Source organism: Paractinoplanes maris (assembly GCF_023544465.1).
Lineage (GTDB): Bacteria > Actinomycetota > Actinomycetes > Mycobacteriales > Micromonosporaceae > Actinoplanes > Actinoplanes maris.
On record NZ_JALPVL010000004.1, the window covers coordinates 522,430 to 544,314 of the forward strand.

The window sequence follows — 21,885 nt, forward strand, 5'->3', positions numbered from 1 at the left end:
TGCTTCAGCACGGCGGTGGGGGAACCGACACGTGCACGAAACAATCCTGTAGTGGGGCTCACGTTATGAACTAAGTAACTGTCCTGTCCAGACTTTTCGATCGACCGGCATAACTTTTGCATCATCAGTCGAAAGCCGCGCCGGCCTCTTCCGACCGGGGCAGCCGGACGACGAACGTCGTGCCCACGTGTTGCACGCTGGCCACCTCGATGCGTCCGCCGTGGTCGGTGACGATGCGATGGGCGATGGTCAGGCCCAGGCCCGAGCCGCCGGTGGCGCGCTGGCGGGCCGGGTCGGCCCGCCAGAACCGGTCGAACACGTGCGGCACGTCGGCGGCGGCGATGCCCACCCCGGTGTCGCGCACGGTCAGCACTGCCGTCACCTTCTCGGCGTTCACCCGCACCAGCACCTGAGTGCCGGGATCGGAGTAGCGGATGGCGTTGGTCAGCAGGTTGCCCAGGACCTGACGCATCCGGTCCTGGTCGGCGAGGACCCAGACCGGCTCGGGGGCGTCCACGGTCAGCGTGACCTCGGCCGCGGCGGCCACCGCCAGCTGGGCCGTCACGCCGGCCGCGGCCAGCTCGGCCAGATCGGTCGGCGTCCTGGTGTAACCCAGGTCGCCCGCCTCGGCCAGGGCCAGCACCTGCAGGTCGTCGAGGATGCGGCGCTGCAGCAGGGTCTCCTCGTGCAGCGAGGCGAACAGCTCCCGGCTCGGCTCGATCACCCCGTCGGACAGGCCCTCCAGATAACCGCGGAGGTTCGACAACGGCGTACGCATCTCGTGCGCGACGTCGGCGATGAGCCGGCGCTGCCGCTCCTCGCTGTCCTGCACCGCCCGGGCCATGGCGTTGAACGACCGGGACAGCTGGGCCAGCTCGCCGTGCCCCTCGTCGCGCACCCGCACGTCGTGCTGGCCCGCGGCGAGCAGGATCGACGCCCCGGTGAGCCGGCGCACCGGGCGGCTGAACTGCCGGGCGATCACGTAGGTGCCGAGGAACGCGACCAGCAGCAGGCCCGCCGCCCCGATCAGCGCCGGGCGGCCGAAGTCGGCGATCTCGACCTCGTTGCGACCGCCCAGATAGACCTGCAGGGGAACCGCCGAGCTGGTCACCACCGTGTCGTGGAACGCCGCCTGGAGGCAGGCCGCGCCCTTCGAGCCGCCCAGCTCGCGGCCGTTCCTCGTCAGGTTGTCGCAGTAGGTGAGGTACTCCCAGTAGGCGTCGTGCCAATACGTGTCGCCGAGCACCTTGGTGGTGGCCTTGTGCAGGCAGGCCGGTGACCGTTCGAGCTGCTCCCGGGTCACGTACGGCGCCCGGTCGCGGCCCAGCGAGGCCTCGTCCCCGAGGGTCTCGTTGAGGCAGCGCACCAGCACGAGACCGGTGCGGTACTGCGCGGCCTGCCGGAGCGCCAGCGCCCCCGGGCTGCCGAAGACCGGGTCGGTCGGGGTGGGGCCGAAGAGGTCCCGGGGGATCGGGCCCGGCTTGGCATAGAGGACCGAGGGCCGGGCGGTCGGCAAGGTCGTCGTGACGACCTGCATCGTCGGGAGCGAGTCGATGTCGTACGCGATGGCCTGCACCGGACCGGAGGCGCGCCCGGCCTCGATGTCCGAGTCGACCAGCACCTCGCCGGCCGTCGTCTGCACCCGGATGTGCAGGCCGGTGCGCTCGGCCAGATCGCCGACCAGCCGGTCGACCCCGGGCCAGCGGCCGTGCCGCAACCCGTAGCGCTGGATCTCGGCCACGATCTCGGCCCGGTGCCGGCTCTGCGCCTCCAGCGCCTCGGCCACCTCGCGGGAGGTGAGGTTGAGGGTGAGCCAGGCCGTCGCGCCGATCGCACTCACCGCCACCAGCAGCACCAGCACAAAGATGCGCAGCCGGAAGCTCAATGCTCGGCCATCCGGTAGCCCCGGCCGTAGACGGTCTGCACATAGCGCGGCTCGGCCGGGTTCGTCTCGATCTTGCGGCGCAGATTCACCACGTGCGCGTCGACCGTGCGGGCCGAGACGTCGTGCTCGAAGCCGAACGTCTTGTCGATGATCTGCCCGCGGGTGAAGACCCGGCCCGGCTCGCGGGCGAGCAGCTCCAGGATGCCGAACTCCTTGGCGGTGAGCGTCACGGCCGCGCCCCGCACCCGTACCTCGAACCGGCCCGCGTCGATCTCGAGCTCGCCCACCCGCACGATCGACGACGGCCCGTCGGCCGCACCGGCCCGCCGCAGCAGAGCCCGCACCCGGGCGGTCAGCTCGCGGGGGCTCACCGGCTTGCCCATGTAGTCGTCGGCGCCGATGTCCAGCCCGAGCAGCATGTCGTTCTCCGACGAGCGCGCGGTGACCAGCAGGATCGCCACGTCCGACTCGGCCCGCAGGATCCGGCACACGTCCAGGCCGTCGACCAGAGGCATCATCACGTCCAGCACGACCAGGTCGGGCTTGCGCGCCCGGGCCACGTCGAGCGCCGCCCGGCCGTCACCCACGGTCATCACCTGGTGTCCCTCGCGCTCGAGGTAGAGCCGGATGAGCTGGGCGTGCTTGGGGTCGTCGTCGGCCACGAGGATACGTGCGGTCACGCCGCGATTGTGACCGGGCCGCGCCACCCCGGCCAAGGAATGTGAGATTCCGATGAGATTCCCGCGCTATTGCGATATCCCCACAAGTTCTTCACAGCCGCCCACCTACGTTTCCCGGCATCGAACAGGGGAGGGTCACCATGTGTGGGCTGAACGTCTTCGTCAGCAGCCGCCCGGCCGCCGGCGCGCCGGACCCGGCCTCGGCCGAGGCCTTCGCGGCCGCGCTCGAGACGATGCACCATCGGGGTCCCGACGACACCCGGGTCGAGTTCGCCGACGGGGTCGCGTTCGGTTTCAAGCGGCTGGCGATCATCGACCGGGCCGAGGCGGCCCAGCCCGTGCACTACCGGGACCGGTGGACCGTCGTGTTCAACGGCGAGATCTACAACTACCGGGAGCTGCGGGCCGAGCTGATCAGCGAACACGGCGCCACGTTCGCCACCGAGGGCGACAGCGAGGTGCTGGCCGCGGCGTTCCACTTCTGGGGCCCGGCCGCGCTGCCCCGGCTGCGCGGCATGTTCGCCTTCGTCGCCTACGACACGTGGACCGGCACCCTGCACGCGGCCCGCGATCAGTTCGGCATCAAACCGCTCTACCTGCTCGAGACGGTCGACGGGCTCTTCCTGGCCAGCGAGCGCAAGGCCCTGCTGGCCTTCGCCGGTGGCTCCGGGCCGTCGATCGACACCGACGCGCTGGCCCACTACTTCACGTTCCAGTACGTGCCCGACCCGCTGACCCTGCACCGGCAGATCCGGCGGCTCCCGCCCGGGCACCGGCTGACCTGGACGGCCGGCGGTGGCGTACGCACCGAGCGTTACTTCCGCCCCAAGCTGCGCCCCCTCAGCACCACCCCGGAGAACGCGCAGCAGGCCATCCGCGACGCCCTGCGCGACAGCGTGCACCAGCACCTGCACGCCGAGGTGCCGGTGGGTGCCTTCCTGTCCAGCGGCGTCGACTCGTCGGCCATCGTCGCGCTGGCCCGCGAGAAGAAGCCCGACCTGCACGTGTTCACGGCCGGGTTCGCGGCCGACGGCTACTCCGAGATCGAGATCGCCGAGGACACCGCCCGGCAGCTGGGTGTGCGGATCACCCCGACCGTGGTCACCGAGGACGACGTCATCCGCGAGCTGCCCCGCATCGTGCACCTGCTCGACGACCCGGTGGCCGACCCGTCGCTGGTCCCGCTCTACTTCCTGGCCCAGACGGCGTCGCGCTACGTCACCGTGACGCTTTCCGGTGAGGGCTCCGACGAGCTGTTCGGCGGTTACACCATCTATCGCGAGCCGATGTCGCTGCACCGCATCGAGCGGCTGCCCGACAGCATGAAACGCGGGCTGCGCGGGCTGGCCCACGCCATCCCCGAGGGCGTCCGCGGGCGCAGCTTCCTCGAGCGGGGCACCACCCCGATCGAGGAGCGCTACTACGGCAACGCGCGCATCTTCTCACCCGAGGAGAAGGCCCACCTGCTGCGCTTCACCGCCGACCCGCACACGGCGATCACCGCCCACCTGTACGCCGAGACCGCCGACGTCGACGACTCGACCTCCATGCAGCACGTCGACCTGCACACCTGGCTGCCCGGCGACATCCTGGCCAAAGCCGACCGCATGTCGATGGCGCACTCGCTGGAACTGCGGGTGCCGTTCCTCGACCAGGCCGTCTACGCCGCCGCGGCGGGCCTGCCGACCGAACTGAAACTGCCCGCGCACAGCAGCACGACGAAGCACGCCCTGCGCGAGGCGATGCGCGGCATCGTCCCCGAGTCGGTGCGCGAGCGCCGCAAGCTCGGCTTCCCGACCCCGACCCGGCTGTGGCTCAAGGGCAGCATCGGCGACTGGGTGGGCGGCCTCATCTCCGGCTCCGGCCCCCGCCACCTGATCGACGTGGACTACGCGCTGCGCCTGCTCACCGAGCACCGGGCGGGCCACGCCGACAACTCCCGCAAGGTGTGGACGGTCGCCATGTTCTGCCTGTGGTGGGCCATCTTCGTCGACCGCACGATCCGCCCGGTGCCGCTCACCATGCCGCTGCCCCCGGCCCAGGCCGCGCCGCGCCCCCTCCACGGCCAGTCCCTCCACGGCCAGTCCCTCGGCGGCCAGTCCGCCCTCGGGGAAAGCGACCGAATCACGACAGTCCTGACTGGTCAGTAACCGTCGCGGATACCATCGGTCGCGCCGTCGACCGAAGGAGTGCCTCGAGCCATGGCGATCGCTGCTGACTCACCGCTGGCCCGTCCCGAACAGATCCAGGGCAACATCCTGCGCCCGTTCGGCGGCAAGTACCAGGCCTTCCTGGTCCTGTCGTTCGGCAACGACCAGGCTGGTGCGCGCCGCTGGCTGGCCGGGATCGCCGGGCGCGTCACCGGAACCGCCGGCGTCCCGCCCCGGGCGGCTCCCGGCAAGCCCCGGTTCGCGCCCGGCCAGACCCTGCTCAATGTGGGCCTCACCGCGTCCGGACTGGTTGTGCTGCACCCCGAGACCGCGGGTCGCCTGGCCGCCTACGAGGCGTTCTGGAGCGGTCCACTGGGCTCCCGGCTCGACGACGCGGGCCGGCTCACCACCACGCCGGCGATGCTCGGCGACACCGGCCGCAGCGATCCCGGAAATTGGGTGATCGGCGGCGTCGGGCCGGCCGTCGACGCGGTGCTGACGATCGCCACCGGCAAGGACCGCGACGCCTTCGACCAGGCGGTCGAACGGGAACAGGCCGCCGCGGCCGCCGCGGGTCTCAAGGTGCTCCATACCCAGCACTGCGAGGTGCACCGGCGCGATAGACAACGGGTCGAGCACTTCGGCTACGCCGACGGCATCTCCCAGCCGTCCGTCCGCGGCTTCGCCGACGACGAGCCGTCCCCGGCCGGCTCACCGGCCATCGCCGCGGGCGAGTTCATCGTCGGTTGCGAGGCCGAACGACGTCCCCCGTCGTGGAAGCAGCGGCCCGTCCCGCCGCGGTGGATGCGCGGCGGCTCGTTCCAGGTGCTGCGCCGCCTCGAACAGGACGCCGAAGGCTGGTGGAAGCAGATGGAGAAGCTCCGCGGTAAGGGGGAGTCGGCCGAGGACGTGGCCGCCCGGGTGATGGGCCGCCGTCTCGATGGAACGCCGCTGGCCAAACCGGACGCCACCCGCGAGAACAGGAACGACTTCACCTTCGACAGCGACCCCGACGGCGACCAGACCCCGCGCTATGCCCACATCCGCAAGGTGAACCCGCGCGACAACATGGTCTTCCGCGACCGCATCCACAAGATGCTGCGCCGTGGCATCCCGTTCGGCGAGCTCTTCGACCGCAAGAAGCCGGATGGCCAGAAGCGCGGCATCGTCTTCAACTCGTACCTGACGAGCATCGAGGACCAGTTCGAATACGTCCAGCGCAAGTGGGCCAACAACGCCCGCTTTCCCTCGACCACGCTGGCCCAGTACGGCCGGATCCCCGCCGAGCCACCCCGCGTGGACGGCCTCGACCCGGTCCTGAGCGACAACAAGGCGGGCGCGGCCGCCCGGCTGGGCGACGACGCCCACAAGGTCCCCGACCCCGCGTACGGCGGTTTCGTCACCACCACCGGCGCCGTGTACGCCTTCGCCCCGTCCCTGCCCGCCCTTTGGCAACTGGCCGGTGATGAGAGGCTGGACGGCTAGGAAGGGGCCAGCCGGGGCATCCGAGCGATGCGCTCCAGCAGGGTCTCGAGGTCGGGACCGGAATCCGCGACGATCCATTTCGGCAGGGCCGGCAGGGGTGGCCCCGGAGGCAGCCGCACGCCGGTGAGCCGGCGGTAGGCGTCGCGATATTCCAGGCTGGGCGCCCTCTCGTACAGCCTGCGGTAGATGTCGGCAGCCTTATTCCGGGCCTCGTCGTCCTGCGGGTTCGCCCGCCAGGCGGCATCAAGCAGCGCCGCGACCTGGTGAGGTTCGGTCCAGCGGTCGGCCGCCTTACGCAGCGCGCCGGCCGCGAAGGTGGCGTCGATCTCACCGCGGTCCACCCGCAGTCGCACGGCCAGGATGTACGGGTTGACCTGGGCGTCGCGCTCGTCGTGCCGTTCGGCCACCCGGAGCGCCTCGGCGTTCAAGCGCTCCGCAGTCGACAGGCGACCCGCGTCCAAGTGCAGGCGAGCCAACCGGTGCAGCGAATCGCCGAGATAGTGCGGCGCGTCCAGCTCACGGGCCAACGGAATGGAAAGTTCCAGCAGACGTTGCGCTTCATCGATGCGGCCCTCGGCCGTGGCGATTGCCCCGAGGCCGTTCACCTGGTCGATCACGGGAATCCAGTCGCGCAGCTCAACAGTGATTCGCAGTGAATACATCGCGCACGCGCGGGCTCGGACGAAGTCGCCTTCCTCCCGGTAGATCTCACCCATGTTGCCGACGGTGATTCCGGCGGTGGGACGGTCGCCGATGTCGCGCGCCACATCCAGGGCTCGCCGGTAACAGCCGACAGCCTGGCTGTGGTCGGCGTTTCTCCAGAACGCCCAGCCGAGGTTGTTGGCACCGTGCAGCATCCAGTGCCGGTCGCCGGCTTGTTCGGCAGTCGAGAATGCCCGGCTCAAGTGGCTGAGTGCCTCTTCGGCCCGGGCGGAATTGAGAAGGCACAGCCCCAGATGGTTGAGTGCGGCGCACATCGCGGGCAAGTCACCGGCTGCAGTGGCCATCGCGAGATGTCGGCGGGCCATGGCTATTGCCTCGCCGTATTCGCCCTGACGGTAGAGCACGAACGTCATTCGATCCATGGTGCGCGACAAGCCCTCAGCGTCGCCAAGGAGCTCGAAGCCGTCGAGTGCTCGCTCCAGCCAGTTCAAGGACTCGGCGTGCGAGCTGGTGTACATGAGTAGGTCACCCAACTGCCGTTGCCCGGCGGCGACGATATCGCGGCGTGCGGTGAGTTCAGCGGCTCCTATCGCCAACCGATAGTGGCGTTCGGCTTCGGACCACTGGCCGGTGAGCTGCTGGACGGTGCCGATCTCGATATGCAGCGCGGCTTGTTCGGCGTCGGGCAGGAGAGGGAGCAGCCGCTCGTAGAAGTGAGTCGCCGCCTCGTTGGCGAAGATCGCCTTGGCCCTATCACCCGCAGCTCGGAACCAGATCCGCTGCTTGTCGAGCCGGTCGGTACGAGCGTAATGGTGAGCCAGCAGGTCCACGTATTGAATGAGGTGGTCGGCGAACATCGTCTCGATAAAGTGCCCGGCTCTCTCGTGCAGAATTGCGCGGGTGTCGTAGGTGATGCTCCGGTACGCCGTCTCCTGCGTGATCTGGTGCTTGAATTCGTACTCCGGCTCGCCTCCCGAGGCCACCCGAGGAGTGAGTTCCAGTGTGTGCAGCCGGCTGAGGTGGGCGGCGACCTGGGCCGGCGAGCCGGCGGCCGGATAGACCGAGGCGATCCATGGCGGTTGGAATCGGCGGCCGATCACGCTGGCCACTTTGATAGCAGCTTTCTCGTCCTCGGTCAGCTGATCGATGCGGGCCATTACCAAGCGTTGCAAGCTGTCCGGAAGCTGCAGTGCGGCCAGCCCTGCCGGGTCGGCCGGATCGACGTCGGTGCCGTGCAGATATGCGACGAGCTCTTCGATATAGAAGGCGTTACCGCCCGCCTGCTCATCGATCTGAGCGACCAATTTGCCGGCCACTGCTGTGTCGCGGCCGTACCGCTCGCTCAGCCGCAGCGTAGCCAATTGCCGGGCGTCCGAACTCGTCATTTGGGCGAGGCGCACGACGGTCACGTGATTGGTCTCGATCAGCACGGTCGGCAGTGGTTCCCGTGAGGTCGCCAGGAGCAGCACCGGAAGGTGCGCGAGGCGGCCGGCAAGCAGGTTGAGCAGGCTAAGCGAGGCGGGGTCGATCCAGTGGCAGTCTTCGAACATCAACACGATCGGTCCGCGGGCGGCGCGCTCGTGAAGGCAGGCCAGCAAGGTGGAGCGCAGCAGCACATCGCGTCCGGCTTGGTCGAGCTGGACGGTCAGGTCGTTGTCGGGCATGGGCAGGTCGATGACGGCGGCAACCAGCGGCGCATGTTGGCCGGTGCCGTCGTAGCGGGCGATCCGTCGGGTGAGCGCCGTCCGCTGCTCATCAAGTGTCAGCGTCGGATCGATCTCCAACAGGTCCCGCCAGATCGAGCGCCACACCAGATAGCTGGAGCTGATGCCGTGCGAGCGGCAACTGCCGCCGTAGCCGGTAAAGCCCAGCTTCTCGGTCAGGCGGCAGGTCTCGGCGACCAAGCGGGATTTGCCGATGCCGGCTTCACCGTGAATCCAGACGATGTGCCCTTGGCCTGCGAGCGATTCGTGCACGAGCTTGCGCAGTCGCGTCATCTCGGCCGCGCGCCCGACCAGCGCCCCTGAGGCGGGAGCGGGCAGCGGGCTTGTCGGCGTGGACTCGTGCAGGGCCTGGACCGCCCAGGCGGGAATCAGCGCCGACTTACCCTTCGCGGTGATCTTGACTTCACTGGCCACGACCAGGTCTCGTACGCGCTCGAACGTGGGTCGGTCGATCAAAAGGTGGCCGGAGGGGGCCGCCTGCATGAGTCGTGCGGCGAGGATGACCGCGTCGCCGACCACCGCGTACTCACGGCGCACATCGGAACCCACCTCGCCGCAGAAGACCGGTCCGGTCGTGACGCCGCCACCCTGGGCGCCGCCCGGCAGTGCCAGCAGCTCGAGGCAGCAGCGCAGCGCCCGTTCCTCGTCATTCTCGTAGCTGACCGGCGTGCCGAAGACGGCTACCAGCACGGTGCCCTTGTCGTCGGCCATCAGGTGCCGCAAGTGACCGCCGTAATGGTCGATCACCCTGACCCCGTCGGCCAGGTAGCGCTGCAGCGCCTCGACCGTGGTCGAGTCGTCGATCGACAGGTCAGGCAGCCGGACGAAGGCGGTGGTGACCTTGCGGTGCTCATTGACCAGTTCGTGCCGTCCGAAGCGGAGCCTGGTGCGGATCGCTGGGTGTAGGAAGGGCTCGATCAGCCGCTCCAACTGGGCTGTGGGCGGTGCGGCTGGGGCAAACGGAGGATCCGGTGTCAGGAGCGGACCAGCGACCTGCCGGAGGGCGGGGTCGATCACGATCTCGCCCCGATCGGCTCGATGCAGTGCGTCGATCGCTCCTTCGAGTGCCGGGCCCGCGATGAGGTGTTGCAAACGGGTATCGGGATCACCGAGCAGCATGAGCAGTACCGGCCCCGCGGCCATACCGACCCTGATGGTGAGGGAGCGGGAGCCGTCGGACGTGGGGACCGGAACCACCTCAGCGGTAGCTTCCCTGATCAACTCGGCGCAGTGAATGGCCCTCCGGGCTACCGCTGCCGCTGTCTCCGCTGAGTAGTCGAACATGCCGACCAGGGCGTCGCCCGCGAAGTCGACCACACTTCCACCGGACGCGGCGATTGCGTCGGCGGTGACCTCGAACCATCGGTTGATGATGCGCGTCAATTGCTCGGTGCCGTAGCTGCCTGAGTCCGCGAAGCTTTCGGTCAGCGCGGTGAAGCCCACCACGTCGGCATAGAGCACCACCGCCTCAGCCCTCTGAGTCACTGGCGGGTTGCTGACACTCTCGATCGTCAGCAGCAGCCGCAAAGTATGTTCAGGCAGGTAGGAACGCCAGGTCGCGGCCAGCTCAGACACGATCCTCGACGATGGGGTCCCCGGCGGCTCCTGCGTCACGGGTTGTGCGGCCACCCTTCTGATCCTACTGTCGAGGATCAATCATCACTCTCGGCGCGTCTGTCGCCAATGGGGAGAAGTCATGGCTGTGGGCACCAGCGACGCCACCTTCCAACTGATCGGCGCGTGTGTCCATTCACTTCGGTTCGCCTTCGGGGCTCCCATCGGATACCCCTACGCGACTCCGCTGCCGAGTGAGGACAACGACCGGCCGCCGGCCCTGTTCCGCCGGATCCAGGTGGTCTCACCGCCGCCCACCCGCGGCGGGGCCAAATGGCAGACGGGCATGAAGCTGGCTGAGCAGCCGTTCGACCCGGAGACCGGGGCCGGCAAGCTCGCCGACGTCACTTGCGAAGAGGGTGTTCCTTCGCTCGACGTGCCGGAAGCCGGCTCGATCGTTCTTGACGAGTGGTTCCGGATCGAGCAGCGGCAGGCCGAGGTCGACTTCCCAGGGAAGGACCACGGCCGATACGCGCTCTCGATCAAGTACTGGAACCCCATCCCCGACGGGGAGACGTCCACGAAGAAGCCGGTCGCCTACTACAACGACAAGGTGACGCTCGAGTGGCACCGCGACGTCACGGTGGGTGACTGGATTGCGGTCAGTTTCGATGCCTTCTACCCGCCGGAGCGGGACAGTGCTGACCTACTGATGCAGATCGCCGAGTGTGACTGCCGCTGAGGCTTCGCCTCCTGCCGAGGGAAATGGTGTTCACCGGCCGGTGAGGCGCTCCACCTCGGCCAGGCGTTCGCGCAGGGCGGGGGAGTTGGGGGCCCGGACGCCCATCCGCGCCAGCAGGTCTCGTACGGTCTGCAGGTCGTGGGCGGCCTGGGCGGTGTCGCCGAGGTGGGCGTACACCTGGGCTCTTTGCGACAGCGCGGTCAGCAGGGGATAGGACGGGTGGTCGAGACGCTCGGCCACCGCGACCGACTCGGTGACCCGGCCCAGGGCGCTCTCCCAGCGCTGGGCGCCGATCTCGATGACCGTCAGGAACGAACGGGCCACCGCCTCGATGAACAGCGCGATGTGCTCGGGCGGTGCCGTGGCCGGGTCGGTCACCGCCGCGATGGCGCCGTCGAACAGGGTGATCGCGTCGTCGGCCGGGCCGATCGCCTGGACGGCCAGGGCCTGCAGCAGGAGGCTGTTGGGCAGGCCCTCGCGGTCGCCGGCGGCCCGGAAGTGGGCGACGGCGGCTTGTGCGTGGCCGAGCACCTCGGTCCACAGCTCCTGGCGGCTCAGCGCCCACCCCACGTAGTAGAGCGTCCAGCCGATCTGGCGTTCGTCGCCCGAGCGCTCCGCGCAGCCGAGGGCGAGCCGGGCGTGCTCCAGCGCCTTCTCCGGTTGGTTGAGGCAGACGATGTGCACCCAGGCCAGGTAGCCGAGGTGTGCGGCCCGCAGCCGGTCGTCGCCGAGTCGTTCGGCGGCCCGGCTCGACAGCGTGAAGACGTTCACCCAGTGCGGCCAGGTGGGCCAGCCGTCCGAGAACCAGTGCAGCGACTCGGCCACGTCGATGACCCGCTGGTCGTCGCCGTCGCGGGCGGCCTGGCGCAGCGCGGGCAGCCAGTTCTCGGCCTCGCGGCGCAACCAGTCGCCGGCCTGGGCCTCCGACTGCGGGCCGGCCAGGAGGGCCGGGGCGGCCGGCGGGGCCGGGGACTCCGGCTCGAAGAAGCGGCCGGCCCGCACGACGGTGTCCAGCAGCCAGGTGTCGCGGCGGCGGATCGCGGCCGTCCGGGCGGCCGCGTCCTCCTCCCGGTCGAGCTCCCGCCCGGCATAGAGACGCAGCAGGTCGTGGAACTCGAGCCGGCCGTCCGGTCGCTGCTCCAGCAGGGACACCTCGACCAGCTCGTCCAGGGCCTGCTCGGTCGCCGGCACCGTCTCCTCGGCCAGCACGCTCGCCAGCTCCACGCCGGTCGACGGGCCCGGCACCAGGGCCAGCCGGCGGAAAACGCGCTGGGCGACCGGGCTGAGCTGCTGATAGGACAGGGTGAAGGCGGCCTTGATCTCGAGGTCGCCGGCGGTCAGGGCGTCGAGCCGCTGCTCCTCGGCGGCCAGCCGGGTGACCAGGTCGTCGAGTGTCCATCCGGGGCGGCTGAGCAGTCTGTTGCCGGCGATGCGGAGCGCCAGCGGCACGTTGACGCAGAGCTCGGCCAGGCGGCGCAGGCTCTCCGGGGCGGCCTGCTCGTCGAGGATGGCGGCCAGCAGGCGTACGGCGTCGTCCTCGGGTAACGCGTCGAGGCGCAGCCGGCGTACGCCTTCCAGGCCGCTCAGGGCCCGGCGGCTGGTCACCAGCACGACGGTGGGACCGCTCGGCGGCAGGACCGGGCGCACCTGGGTCTCGGTCATCGCGTTGTCGAGCACCACCACGAGACGCCGCCCGCGAATCAGCGTGTGCCACAGCGCGGCCGCCTCGTCGACCTCGCGGGGGACCGCGATCTGCTCGGCGCTGACCGCCCGGATCAGCCGGCCCAGCACGGTGGCCGGGGCCAGCGGCCGGGCGTCGAGCCCGCGCAGGTCGACGAAGAGGCGCGCGTCGGCCGGCCACGACCGGGCGGCCTGGACGGCGAGCGAGGTCTTGCCCACGCCGGGCGCCCCGCTGATCACCACCACCGGGGCCGGTGCGTGCTCGTGGGCGCCGGTCGTCCACGCCGAGACCTGGGCCAGCTCACCGGCCCGGCCGGTGAAGTCGGCGACCTCGCGGGGGAGCGGCAGACCACCGGCCGTGGTGGGCGCGGTGGGCCGGCGGCCGGCCCGGGCGGCGGCGAACAGTGCGGCGCGCTCGTCGGCGGTGACCTTCAGCCCGTCGGCGACCGCCTCGACCGTGCGCACTCGCGGACTGCGGCTGACTCCCCGCTCCATGTCGCTGATCGCCCGGTCGGTGACGCCGGACGCCTCGGCGAGCTGCTCGAGGGTGAGGTCGGCCGCAAGTCGCAGCCGCCGCAGGAGGACACCGAAGGGAACGTCCTCAGCCATGGCTCCACCCTTTCACGCGGGCCGGTCCGGCTCGCCGCATGTGGCCTGCGTAACAGCGGAATATCCGGCGTTCGTCCCGAACCAGGAGCCAACGGGCGGGCCAAGGTCCGTCGATCGCATCTTCCAGGCAAGACGACAGTAAAATGGCGGATGCACGGTCGCGCTCGGATCGGCAGGCTCTTAACCACGAACTGGGGGGAGCAGATCGATGTTGACCGAGCGGAAACCCGTCCTGATGGAACCTGCCGCCATGGCTTCGACCGGCATGGCTTCGACCGGCATGGCATCCGTGCAGAGCGACGCGGCCCTGCGCCGCAGCCGCCTGCTGTTGCACGCCAGCGAGGCGCTGGCCGCCACGTCCACCACCGCCGACGTCCTGGCAACTGTTCCGGTCCTGCTGCGCGACGCGCTGTCCGCGACGCACGTCGCCGTCGTGCTGGCCGGCGTCACCCCGAGCCCGCGGGCCGGCGCCGCCGCCACCGTCTCCGACGTGCTGACCGGAGTGGCGATCCGCGACCGCCACTCGCAGTACTACGGGTGCACGATGGACCTCACCGTCGTCCACCCGGGACTCGCCGAGGGCCTCGACGACCTCGGCTGGCAGGCCGTGGTCTGCGCGCCGCTGCCCGACCTGGCCGGCGCCGTGCTGATCGCGTGGGACGAACCGCAGACGTTCTACGTCTTCGATCGGGCGGTCATCGCCACGCTCGCCCTCTACATCGGCCAGGCACTCGACCGGGCGGTCAAGCACGACGCCCGGGCCGCGGTCACCGAGACCCTGCAGCAGGCGATGCTGTCCGAGCTGCCCGACGTCGACGACTACGATCTGGCGGCCTATTACCGGGCCGCGACCTCCCAGCGGGTCGGCGGCGACTGGTACGACGTGATCCCCGGCCCGAACGACCGGCTGGCCCTGGTCATCGGCGACGTGGTCGGCCACGACACGGCCGCCGCGGCCAAGATGGGCCAGCTGCGCAACATGCTGCGGGCCTACCTGGTCGACCGCCGCGAACCGCCGTCCGCGCTGCTGCGCCGCCTCGACGCGGCCAACCACGCGCTCGGCGAGGCCACCATGGCCACAGCGGTCGTCGCCTTCATCGACCGCGCACCCAGCGGCGGACACCGCCTGCGCTGGTCGAACGCCGGCCACCCGCCGCCGGTGGTCATCCAGCCCGACGGCCAGGTGCGCGCCCTGACCGGCAACGACATGCTGCTCGGCGCCCGCCGCGGCACGCCGCGCCACACCTACACGGCCCCGCTGCCACCCGGCTCGACGGTCCTGCTGCACACCGACGGCCTGGTCGAGAACCGGGGGCACCACATCGACGAGGGCTTCGCCCGCCTCTACCAGCGCCTGCGGATCCGCAACTTCGGCATGCCGCGCGACCTGCTGGCCCGCCTGGCCGGCGAGATGCCCGTCGACCGGGCCGACGACATCGCGATGCTGGCCGTCCGCATCCCCGGCCGGCTCTGAGGAGTCCGCGCCGTCAGCCGGGCAGTTCGCGGTCCGCCGCCGGTCCGGCGGTCAGCTTGGTGGTCAGGGAGCGGACCAGCGGCAGGGCGGCCACCTTGGTGCCCCACCGCAACGCCTGCACGCCGGCTCGGGACCGGGGCGCGGCGATCCGGGGGACGCCGGGCGGCAGGCGCTGGGCGTCGTCGACCAGCGGCCGCATCCACTCCTCGTAGCGGGCGAAGGCCTCGGCCGGCTCGTGCTGGGAGAGGAACGCCGCCAGGACGTACGCGCCGGTGAGCGCGAGCGACGTGCCGCCACCGCCGATCGGGGTGACGCACCAGGCCGCGTCGCCGAGCAGGACGACCCGGCCGCGATGCCACGTGGGCGCGTGGACCTGCCGGAGCCAGTCGACGTAGAGATCGTCGGCGGCCTCGAAGCCGTCCAGGATGCGCGGCACCTCCCAGCCCAGGTCGGCGAACCGCCGGCACAGCTCGCGCCGGATCTCGTACGGGCTCAGACCCTCGAGCACCGGGCTGTCCGACCGGAAGGTGAGCATGGCCCGCGTGCCCCCGACGTCGTCGGGCCGCAGCGAGATCTGCCGGGCGCCCGGCACGACCAGGCACTGCCACCAGTCATCGTCCTGCGGCTCGCGCTCGATCGTGCCGTACGTGATGTACATGCCGAGGGCGCGCTCCCGCACCTCGTCACCGAACACCAGACCCCGCGTGCGCGAGCCCGGTCCCTCGGCCACCACGACGAGGTCGAACCGCTCCCGCCCGCCGGCCAGGGTGACGTCGACCCCGTCGCCGTCCTGCTCCACCGCGGTGATCTCGTCGCCGAACCGCCAGGTGACCGTGTCCGGGCAGGCGTCGACGATCAGCCGCGACAGCGCGCCCCGCAGGATCTCGAGCTCGGCGGTGGGCCCGTCGGCCGCACCGGGCGGGCCGACCGGGAACTCGGAGACCACCGCGCCCGCCTCGTCGACGAACCGGGTGCCGACCTCGCCCGTGTTGCGCCCGCGGACGGCGTCCTCGAGACCCATCCGCCGCACGACTTCGCGTGCGGTCGCCCGTACGTCGATGTTCTGCCCGCCCTCGCGCAGAACCGGCGCCCGCTCCACCACGGTGACCCGGCACCCGGCCCGCGCCAGCCAGTACGCCGCCGCGGGCCCGGCGATGCTCGCGCCCGTGACCAGTACGCGTGTCTCCACGTGCCCTCCCAAATAGTTACACGGTCAAACTATCAAGCACTGATACGGTTTGACCATGGCAGTTTCCGGGTTCGACGCGCAGCGCGATCGCCTGCTGGAGGGCCTCCACGGTCACGCGCTCGCGTATTCGGAGCTGGGCCGCCAGTTCGGTGCGGCGCTGGGCCTGCACGTCACCGAGGCCAACGCGCTGATCGAGATCCTCGGCGCGCAGGACCGCGGCCTCGCGCTGACCCAGTCGGCGCTCGCCCAACGGGTCGGCCTCACCGCCGGCGCCACCTCATCGCTGATCAGCCGGCTCGAGGCGGCCGGCCACATCCGGCGTGTCCGCGACACCACCGACCGGCGCGTCGTCACCGTGCACGCCAACGCGAGCGTGGACGCCCGGCTGCACGAGTTCTTCGACCCCCTGGTCGAGCGCCTGAGCGCCGTGCTGAGCCGATACCCTCCCGATCTGCTGGCCGAATGCGACCGGCTCCTCACCGAGGTCGGCGCAACCATGAACGACTACTCCCGCGAACAACGCTAGGCCTCGTGCGGCTGGACCGGTGCCCTGTCCTGACGACCAGGCGAGCGCTGGGATGTCGTCGTCCGCCGCGCACCATGCCGTACGGGCGCCTGAAGCCCATCCTCACCGGTTGATCCGCGGGGAATGCCGCCCATTGGGGGGACAGCATTTCGGGTAGCTCTCACTACCATGCGTGCAATGGAGTACCAATTGTCCGGCATGGACATTGACGATCTTGACGGCTGGTTGGTCGCCGAGCCTGACCTTCGGCCGCTGGTCAAACGCGAGCGGCCGACGCCCCGCCCCGGCGAGTTGGGCGCTGTCGAGGTCCTCGTGGTGGCGGCTGGTTCAGGCGGGGCGCTGACGGTTCTGGCCGGTTCGCTGCGCGCGTGGCTGGCCCAGCCCCGCAACCGTACGGTCCGGCTGAAGGTCTCGTTGCGCGACGGCCCGGTCCGGCAGATCGAGCTGGACACGACCAACACGAGCGCCTCCGAGATCGAGAAGATCCTGCGGTCACTGGGAGACGAAACTCCGTGAGCCTGCCGGACGGGGAACGGTCGCAGGTCGTGCTGCTCGGTGCCTCGAAGTTCGCCGACGCCGACGCGCTGCCGCCGGTGCCGGAAGTCCTGCGCAACGTGGCCGACTTGGCCACCGCGTTCACTGATGGCGACTTCGGCATCGTTCCGGACGCGAACTGCACCGTCCTGGTCGACGACGACAGGCTGCCCAGCCTGGGCAAACGACTGCGCGCGGTCGCCTCCAAGGCGGAGGATCTGCTCCTCATCTACTACGCCGGGCACGGGCTGAAGGCCGGCCCGCGCCATGAGCTCTATCTCGCCATGTACGAGACCGACCCGGAGGATCCCGACTTCGGCTCGCTCAAGTACGAGACACTGCGCCGGATCGTCCTCGACAGTCCCGCCCGTACCAAGGTCGTCATCTTGGACTGCTGCTTTTCCGGTGCGGCGTTCGGCGGTGAGCTGGCCGGACCGGAGGAGTCGCTTCTGGGACAGCTCAAGGTCGAAGGATGCTGCCTGCTCACGTCGGCACAGGCCGACAACGTGGCGCTCGTTCTGCCGGGTGAGGCACACACCGCGTTCACCGGGCAACTGCTCACTGTGCTCCTCGAGGGCGTGTGTTCCGAGCTGGAGTTCTTCACTTTTGATGCCCTGTATCGCGCGGTCCGGGAGCGACTGACCGCGCGCGGGCTCCCGACGCCGTTGAGCCGCGGCTCCCGTACCGGAAACGATCTTGTCCTGGCGCGGAACCGCGGATTTTCGGCGGCCGTGGCGGAGGGCTGCCGTCGCCGTTTCCGGAAGGCCGAGGCGGAGGCGGCTGAGGGACGGTGGTCCAGCGCGCTCGAGACTCTCAGGGAGGTGCAGGCGGAACAGACCCGGCTCCTCGGGTCCGATCATGGGGACACTCTGCGCACCAGGCGGCTCGCGGCGCACGCGCTCGGGGCCATGGGCGATCCGCGGGAGGCGTCCTTTCTCCTCCACGAGATCTTGGAGGTCGAGATACGCCGGGTACCCGAGGCCGACGACGCCGAGGCGATGCGAACGCGGCAGTTCCTCGCGGTGAATTTGGGGGAGTCGGGCGCCCGGGCCGAGGCGGTCGCGATGCTGCGGGTGCTGCTGCCCGACCGGCGGCGAACGCTCGGCCCGGATCACGACGACGCTCTGCGCACGCAGCACATGCTGGCCCGCAACATAGCCTTGCTGGGAGCGCAGTCGGAGGCCAAGGCGCTGCTGAGAGAGATCGTCCAACGAGCCCCACAGGACTCGCCGACGCGCGACCGGGCGGCGGCCGACCTGTCGGACCTGACCGAGGCCGGCCGATGACCGGCGAGATGGTGGTCGTTCAGTGGGCGGATCTGACCGGTACCGGCTTCAGTCGGCAACCGGGGGACAACAAAGCGCCGGCCGAGTACTGGGCAGCGGCCGAGGCAATGCTCCAAGCGGACCTGACGCAACCGCCGGAATTCATTCGCGACACCGGCACACATCCCGTCTGGACCCTGCGCCACGTGCCGGTCGGCCGTCGCCGGAGGTGGTGCTTCGTCGTCCAGGGGCGGCGTGGTGACAACAAATTCGGAGTCGCCGGGGCATGCCGGTTCGCCTTCGCGGTCAACGACGTGGAGGCCTGCGATGCATGGAGACTAGGGATTGCTGCCACCGGTGTCCGGCCGGTCGAACCGGTGATGCCGGAGGCGGTCCTGGTCGACTGCGTCAAAGAGGTCCTGCTCGATGTCATCGCGGCGCGGGACCGGATCCTGGTCGGCGCCGAACCGGCCGAGACCGCTCAGGTGATCGCCCGCGTACTTCACGCGCTGCCCGAATCGGAGGCGCGCGCGATCTCCTGGTCCACCTGCGTGTTGTTCCCGCCGGGGCGGCGGCGGAGACGGGAGTTGTCCGGGGCCTGGCCGAAGGAGTTTCGCGCGGCGGATCCACGCCTGGCCCGCGCGGTCACGGAGTCCTTCGAGGAGCAGATCGTAAGCCCGCGAGGCGTCGCGCGCCTGCTCGAGCTGCAGAAGACGGACGAATTGGGAGAGTTCTTGGACCAGGTGGTCCACGAACAAATTGTTCCCGCCTGGCGGCGCGACAGCCGGGATCTGGGAGAGCTGATCTCCCGGACGGCCCGATCCTCGCGGCGGCTGGGAATCGACGACGTCGCTCGCCTGATCGTCTCCCCGGTGGCGGCGGAGGAACTGAACGCCGGCCATCCCGAGTTGATCTCGAGGTGGGTGGCCGAGCGGCCGGACGAGGCAGCAGGCGTGGTGCGCCGCGTGACCGACACCGCAGCGGCCCATCGCATCCTCGACGAACTGATCCAGGCCCAGTCACGCCTGCGGCACAATCTGATCGGCCTGCCGACGGCAGCGGTTCCTGGACCGGATCCATGGCATCGGAGATTGACCGAGCTGCTGAGTTCCGCATACAACCCGCACACCTTGCAGGGCTTTGTCGCCGACTGGCTGCAGGGGGTCTGGGCTGACCCGGACGACGCGGCCGCGGGGCGGGAGTTCCTGCAGGCCCTGGGACTCGACCGGCACCGATACCCCCGCCTTTACCGCGCCCGGCCGGACCGGATCGTGGCTGACCTGAACTTACAGCGGAAAGTCACCGACTCGGTCGCCATCGAGTTCTCCGTGGAGCCGGATCCGCTGGCCCTTTTGGCGCAGCTGTGCCCGAAGCTCCGGCCGCTATCCCCCAGGACCGTGGTGGAGCTGATCGAGATTGCCGACCGGTCCAACGCCTCCGGGCGAGACGGCGGGACCGAGGCCCTGGCGTCGGTCGCCTCCGCCCTGACCGGGGCTTGGCTGCAGGAGAGCAATGCCGGCCCCGCCGTCGAGGAGCGGCTCGGCGACCTGGTCATGGAGGCACTGCCCAACCAGCGAATCGCCGGTGTACTCCTCAGCGGTGGAATGCACACGCTGCTCAAGTACGACGGCGAGGCGCCGCACGGCAAGCTGCTCGAGCTCTGTCAGCAGATGCGGGAGCACACCTACCTGCCCCCCTTCGTGATGTCGGCCATCTCGGCGGCCGAGCGGAGGTTGGTGCCGGCGTACCCTCCGTCATCATCGGCTCTCCTGCCGGCGTCGGCTCGCATCGAGAGTCCGGCCGCACCTCCGGCCGTGCCGCCCGCCACCGGCAACCATCCGGGGCCGGTGAAATCGGAGCCACAGCCGCTCGTGATGGAATCGGTGCTGCCGTTGCCGCCGGAGCCGGCCCTGTTGTTTCGGTTCGGGAAGGAATTGACCCAGGCCGCTCAGGCCGGCGAGCTCTCGCCGGTTGTCGGGCGCGACCGGGAGATCGACCACCTCATACAGATCATTTCTCGCCGAACCCGCAACAATCCGTTTCTGATCGGCGAGCCCGGCGTGGGAAAGACCGCCGTGATCGAAGGTCTCGCCCAGCGGATCGCCACCGGAACGGTGCCGCCCACCCTGGCCGGCAAGCTGCTGTACGGGCTCGAACCCGAGGTGGACGGGGCCGGCCTGCTCGCTGAGATCGACGGGCGGGACGACGTCCTGCTGGTGGTGGAGGACCGGATTCCCGTCGAGCTGGTGGCTCCACTGTCTCGCCGGGGTCTTCGTCTCATCGCCACCGGCACGGCGGCCGACTACGACCGGGAACTCACCCGCGACCGCCGCCTGACACGGATCTTTCAGCCTCTTCTCCTGGCCGCGCCGACGGTCACGGCCACGGTGACCATCCTGGAAGCCGTTCGCGCCCAGTACGAGAAACACCACCAGCTGAGCATCGCGGACGACGCCCTGGCCGAGGCCGCCCGCCTGGCGGATCGACACCTGGGCGACCGTCACCTGCCCTCTGCGGCTGTTGACCTGATCGACGACGCCGCCGCGTGGCTGGCTGTGCACAACCCGGGAGCGATCCTGCGCGCTGACGTGGTCAGAGAAGCACTCGATCGGCAGAGCGATCACCGCGTGTCGGCGCGGACGCTTCCCGATGCGCCGAGCGTAAGTGGCTTCAAGGATGAAGGCGGCGACGTCTGGATGATGGCCTGACGCTTGTCCTGTTTTACTCGTAACGGCTGGCGATCGCGGCCGCGCGGTCGTGCAGCGAAGCACGCAACCACGGCGGACTCAAGGCTTCGCCGTCGGCCGCCAGTTGCCACAGCGCCCACTCGGCGTGCCTGCGGTCCTGGAAGGTCACTTCGAGGCGCAGCCGGCCGTCGGCGTCAGTCTCCTCGGTCAGGATGGCCAGCGCGGTGGCGACCAGCTCCTCGCGCCGCGCCGGGGTCACCCGGGCCAGCACGGTGACCTGGTCGCCGCCGGTCCGGAACCGGGTGGCGCGGTCCTGCCAGGTCTGGTCCAGGTCGACCCGGTGGGGGCGGCGGGCCGGCTCGGCCAGTTGCTCGGCGGCCAGGATCCGGGAGAGTCGGTAGGTGCGGTCGGCGCCGGATCTCGTGGCCAGCAGGTAGCCCTGACCGCGTGCGGTGACCAGGCCGATCGGGTCCACCGTGCGCCACTGCGGGGCGCGGCCGACCGGCTCGTATCGGATGCGCAGCTGGTGGCCGGTGAGCACCGCGCGCCGGACCTCGGCCATCGCCGCGCCCGGCAGATCCTCGGTGACCAGCCGGCGCGCGAGGAGGTCGGCCCCGGGCTCGATGAGCAGTCGCTCGGTCACGCCGGCCACCCGGGGCAGCGCGTCGACGACCTTGAGCATGGCCGACGCCAGCGCCGAGCCGAGACCGAACGCCTGCGCGCCGGGCCGCGACCCGGCGACCAGCAGGGCCAGCGCCTCGTCGTCGGTCAGCCCGGTCAACTCGGTCCGGAAACCGGGGAGCAGCGCGAACCCGCCGTGCCGGCCGCGCTCGGCGTGGACCGGGACGCCGGCTGCCGACAGCGCCTCGATGTCGCGCAGCACGGTGCGGGTGGAGACCTCGAGCTCGCGGGCGAGGGTGGTCGCCGACAGCCGGCCCCGCTGGCGCAGCAGGAGCACCAGCGAGACCAACCGGTCGGCTCGCATGGGCCGAGTCTTCCACGAATACATGACAGAGGATGTCGTGGTTGAGTTGCGAA

At 70.3% G+C, this 21,885-nt stretch carries 14 protein-coding genes; 8 read left to right on the forward strand and 6 right to left on the reverse strand.

Features of this window, described 5'->3' with window-relative positions; genetic code table 11:
- Positions 1-124: 124 nt before the first annotated feature.
- Positions 125-1,885 carry a sensor histidine kinase gene (locus NAG42_RS14515; RefSeq protein ID WP_250030760.1) on the reverse strand — a complete coding sequence of 587 codons (1,761 nt, stop codon included), beginning with the start codon at positions 1,883-1,885 and terminating at the stop codon, positions 125-127.
- On the reverse strand, positions 1,882-2,565 hold the full coding sequence (locus NAG42_RS14520; RefSeq protein ID WP_250030761.1) for a response regulator transcription factor: 684 nt from the start codon (positions 2,563-2,565) through the stop codon (positions 1,882-1,884). The genes NAG42_RS14515 and NAG42_RS14520 overlap by 4 nt, the downstream gene beginning before the upstream one ends.
- A 140-nt stretch (positions 2,566-2,705) precedes the next feature.
- Between NAG42_RS14520 and asnB the strand changes: the two genes are divergently transcribed.
- Together asnB and NAG42_RS14530 are read left to right on the forward strand one after the other, a co-directional pair.
- Positions 2,706-4,715, forward strand: coding sequence for an asparagine synthase (glutamine-hydrolyzing) (asnB, locus tag NAG42_RS14525; RefSeq protein ID WP_250030762.1), 2,010 nt, complete (start codon positions 2,706-2,708; stop codon positions 4,713-4,715).
- Positions 4,716-4,766: 51 nt separating this feature from the next.
- Positions 4,767-6,200, forward strand: a complete 1,434-nt coding sequence (locus tag NAG42_RS14530; protein ID WP_250030763.1) for a Dyp-type peroxidase — start codon at positions 4,767-4,769, stop codon at positions 6,198-6,200.
- Here NAG42_RS14530 and NAG42_RS14535 read toward each other — a convergent pair.
- Positions 6,197-10,162: a tetratricopeptide repeat protein gene (locus NAG42_RS14535; RefSeq protein WP_250030764.1), complete on the reverse strand. Its 3,966-nt coding sequence runs from the start codon at positions 10,160-10,162 to the stop codon at positions 6,197-6,199. The two genes, NAG42_RS14530 and NAG42_RS14535, sit on opposite strands and share 4 nt — an antisense overlap.
- A gap of 121 nt (positions 10,163-10,283) precedes the next feature.
- On the opposite strand from NAG42_RS14535, the gene NAG42_RS14540 reads away from it, so the two are divergent.
- Positions 10,284-10,883 (forward strand): hypothetical protein, encoded by a 600-nt coding sequence (locus NAG42_RS14540; protein ID WP_250030765.1) that lies wholly within the window; start codon positions 10,284-10,286, stop codon positions 10,881-10,883.
- 30 nt (positions 10,884-10,913) lie between these two features.
- Here NAG42_RS14540 and NAG42_RS14545 read toward each other — a convergent pair whose 3' ends face one another.
- Entirely contained in the window at positions 10,914-13,172 is a 2,259-nt protein-coding gene (locus NAG42_RS14545) for a helix-turn-helix domain-containing protein (RefSeq protein WP_250030766.1), read from the reverse strand.
- Positions 13,173-13,422: 250 nt separating this feature from the next.
- Here NAG42_RS14545 and NAG42_RS14550 point away from each other — a divergent pair, with 250 nt between their 5' ends.
- Positions 13,423-14,646, forward strand: coding sequence for a PP2C family protein-serine/threonine phosphatase (locus NAG42_RS14550; RefSeq protein WP_250030767.1), 1,224 nt, complete (start codon positions 13,423-13,425; stop codon positions 14,644-14,646).
- A gap of 13 nt (positions 14,647-14,659) precedes the next feature.
- Here NAG42_RS14550 and NAG42_RS14555 read toward each other — a convergent pair whose 3' ends face one another.
- The gene (locus NAG42_RS14555; RefSeq protein ID WP_250030768.1) at positions 14,660-15,835 is read right to left on the reverse strand and encodes an FAD-dependent monooxygenase; all 1,176 of its coding nucleotides are present in this window, start codon (positions 15,833-15,835) and stop codon (positions 14,660-14,662) included.
- 55 nt (positions 15,836-15,890) lie between these two features.
- Here NAG42_RS14555 and NAG42_RS14560 point away from each other — a divergent pair, with 55 nt between their 5' ends.
- The 4 genes from NAG42_RS14560 (at position 15,891) to NAG42_RS14575 (ending at position 20,868) form a co-directional block, all read left to right on the forward strand.
- Positions 15,891-16,361, forward strand: coding sequence for a MarR family transcriptional regulator (locus tag NAG42_RS14560; RefSeq protein WP_250030769.1), 471 nt, complete (start codon positions 15,891-15,893; stop codon positions 16,359-16,361).
- 177 nt (positions 16,362-16,538) lie between these two features.
- Positions 16,539-16,877, forward strand: coding sequence for an effector-associated constant component EACC1 (locus NAG42_RS14565; RefSeq protein WP_250030770.1), 339 nt, complete (start codon positions 16,539-16,541; stop codon positions 16,875-16,877).
- Positions 16,874-18,181 (forward strand): caspase family protein, encoded by a 1,308-nt coding sequence (locus NAG42_RS14570; RefSeq protein WP_250030771.1) that lies wholly within the window; start codon positions 16,874-16,876, stop codon positions 18,179-18,181. The genes NAG42_RS14565 and NAG42_RS14570 overlap by 4 nt, the downstream gene beginning before the upstream one ends.
- The gene (locus tag NAG42_RS14575; RefSeq protein ID WP_250030772.1) at positions 18,178-20,868 is read left to right on the forward strand and encodes an ATP-dependent Clp protease ATP-binding subunit; all 2,691 of its coding nucleotides are present in this window, start codon (positions 18,178-18,180) and stop codon (positions 20,866-20,868) included. Before NAG42_RS14570 ends, NAG42_RS14575 begins: the two co-directional genes overlap by 4 nt.
- Positions 20,869-20,881: 13 nt before the next feature.
- Here the strand turns inward: NAG42_RS14575 and NAG42_RS14580 are convergent, their stop codons facing one another.
- The gene (locus NAG42_RS14580) at positions 20,882-21,832 is read right to left on the reverse strand and encodes a helix-turn-helix transcriptional regulator (RefSeq protein WP_250030773.1); all 951 of its coding nucleotides are present in this window, start codon (positions 21,830-21,832) and stop codon (positions 20,882-20,884) included.
- Between the last annotated feature and the right edge of the window lie 53 nt (positions 21,833-21,885).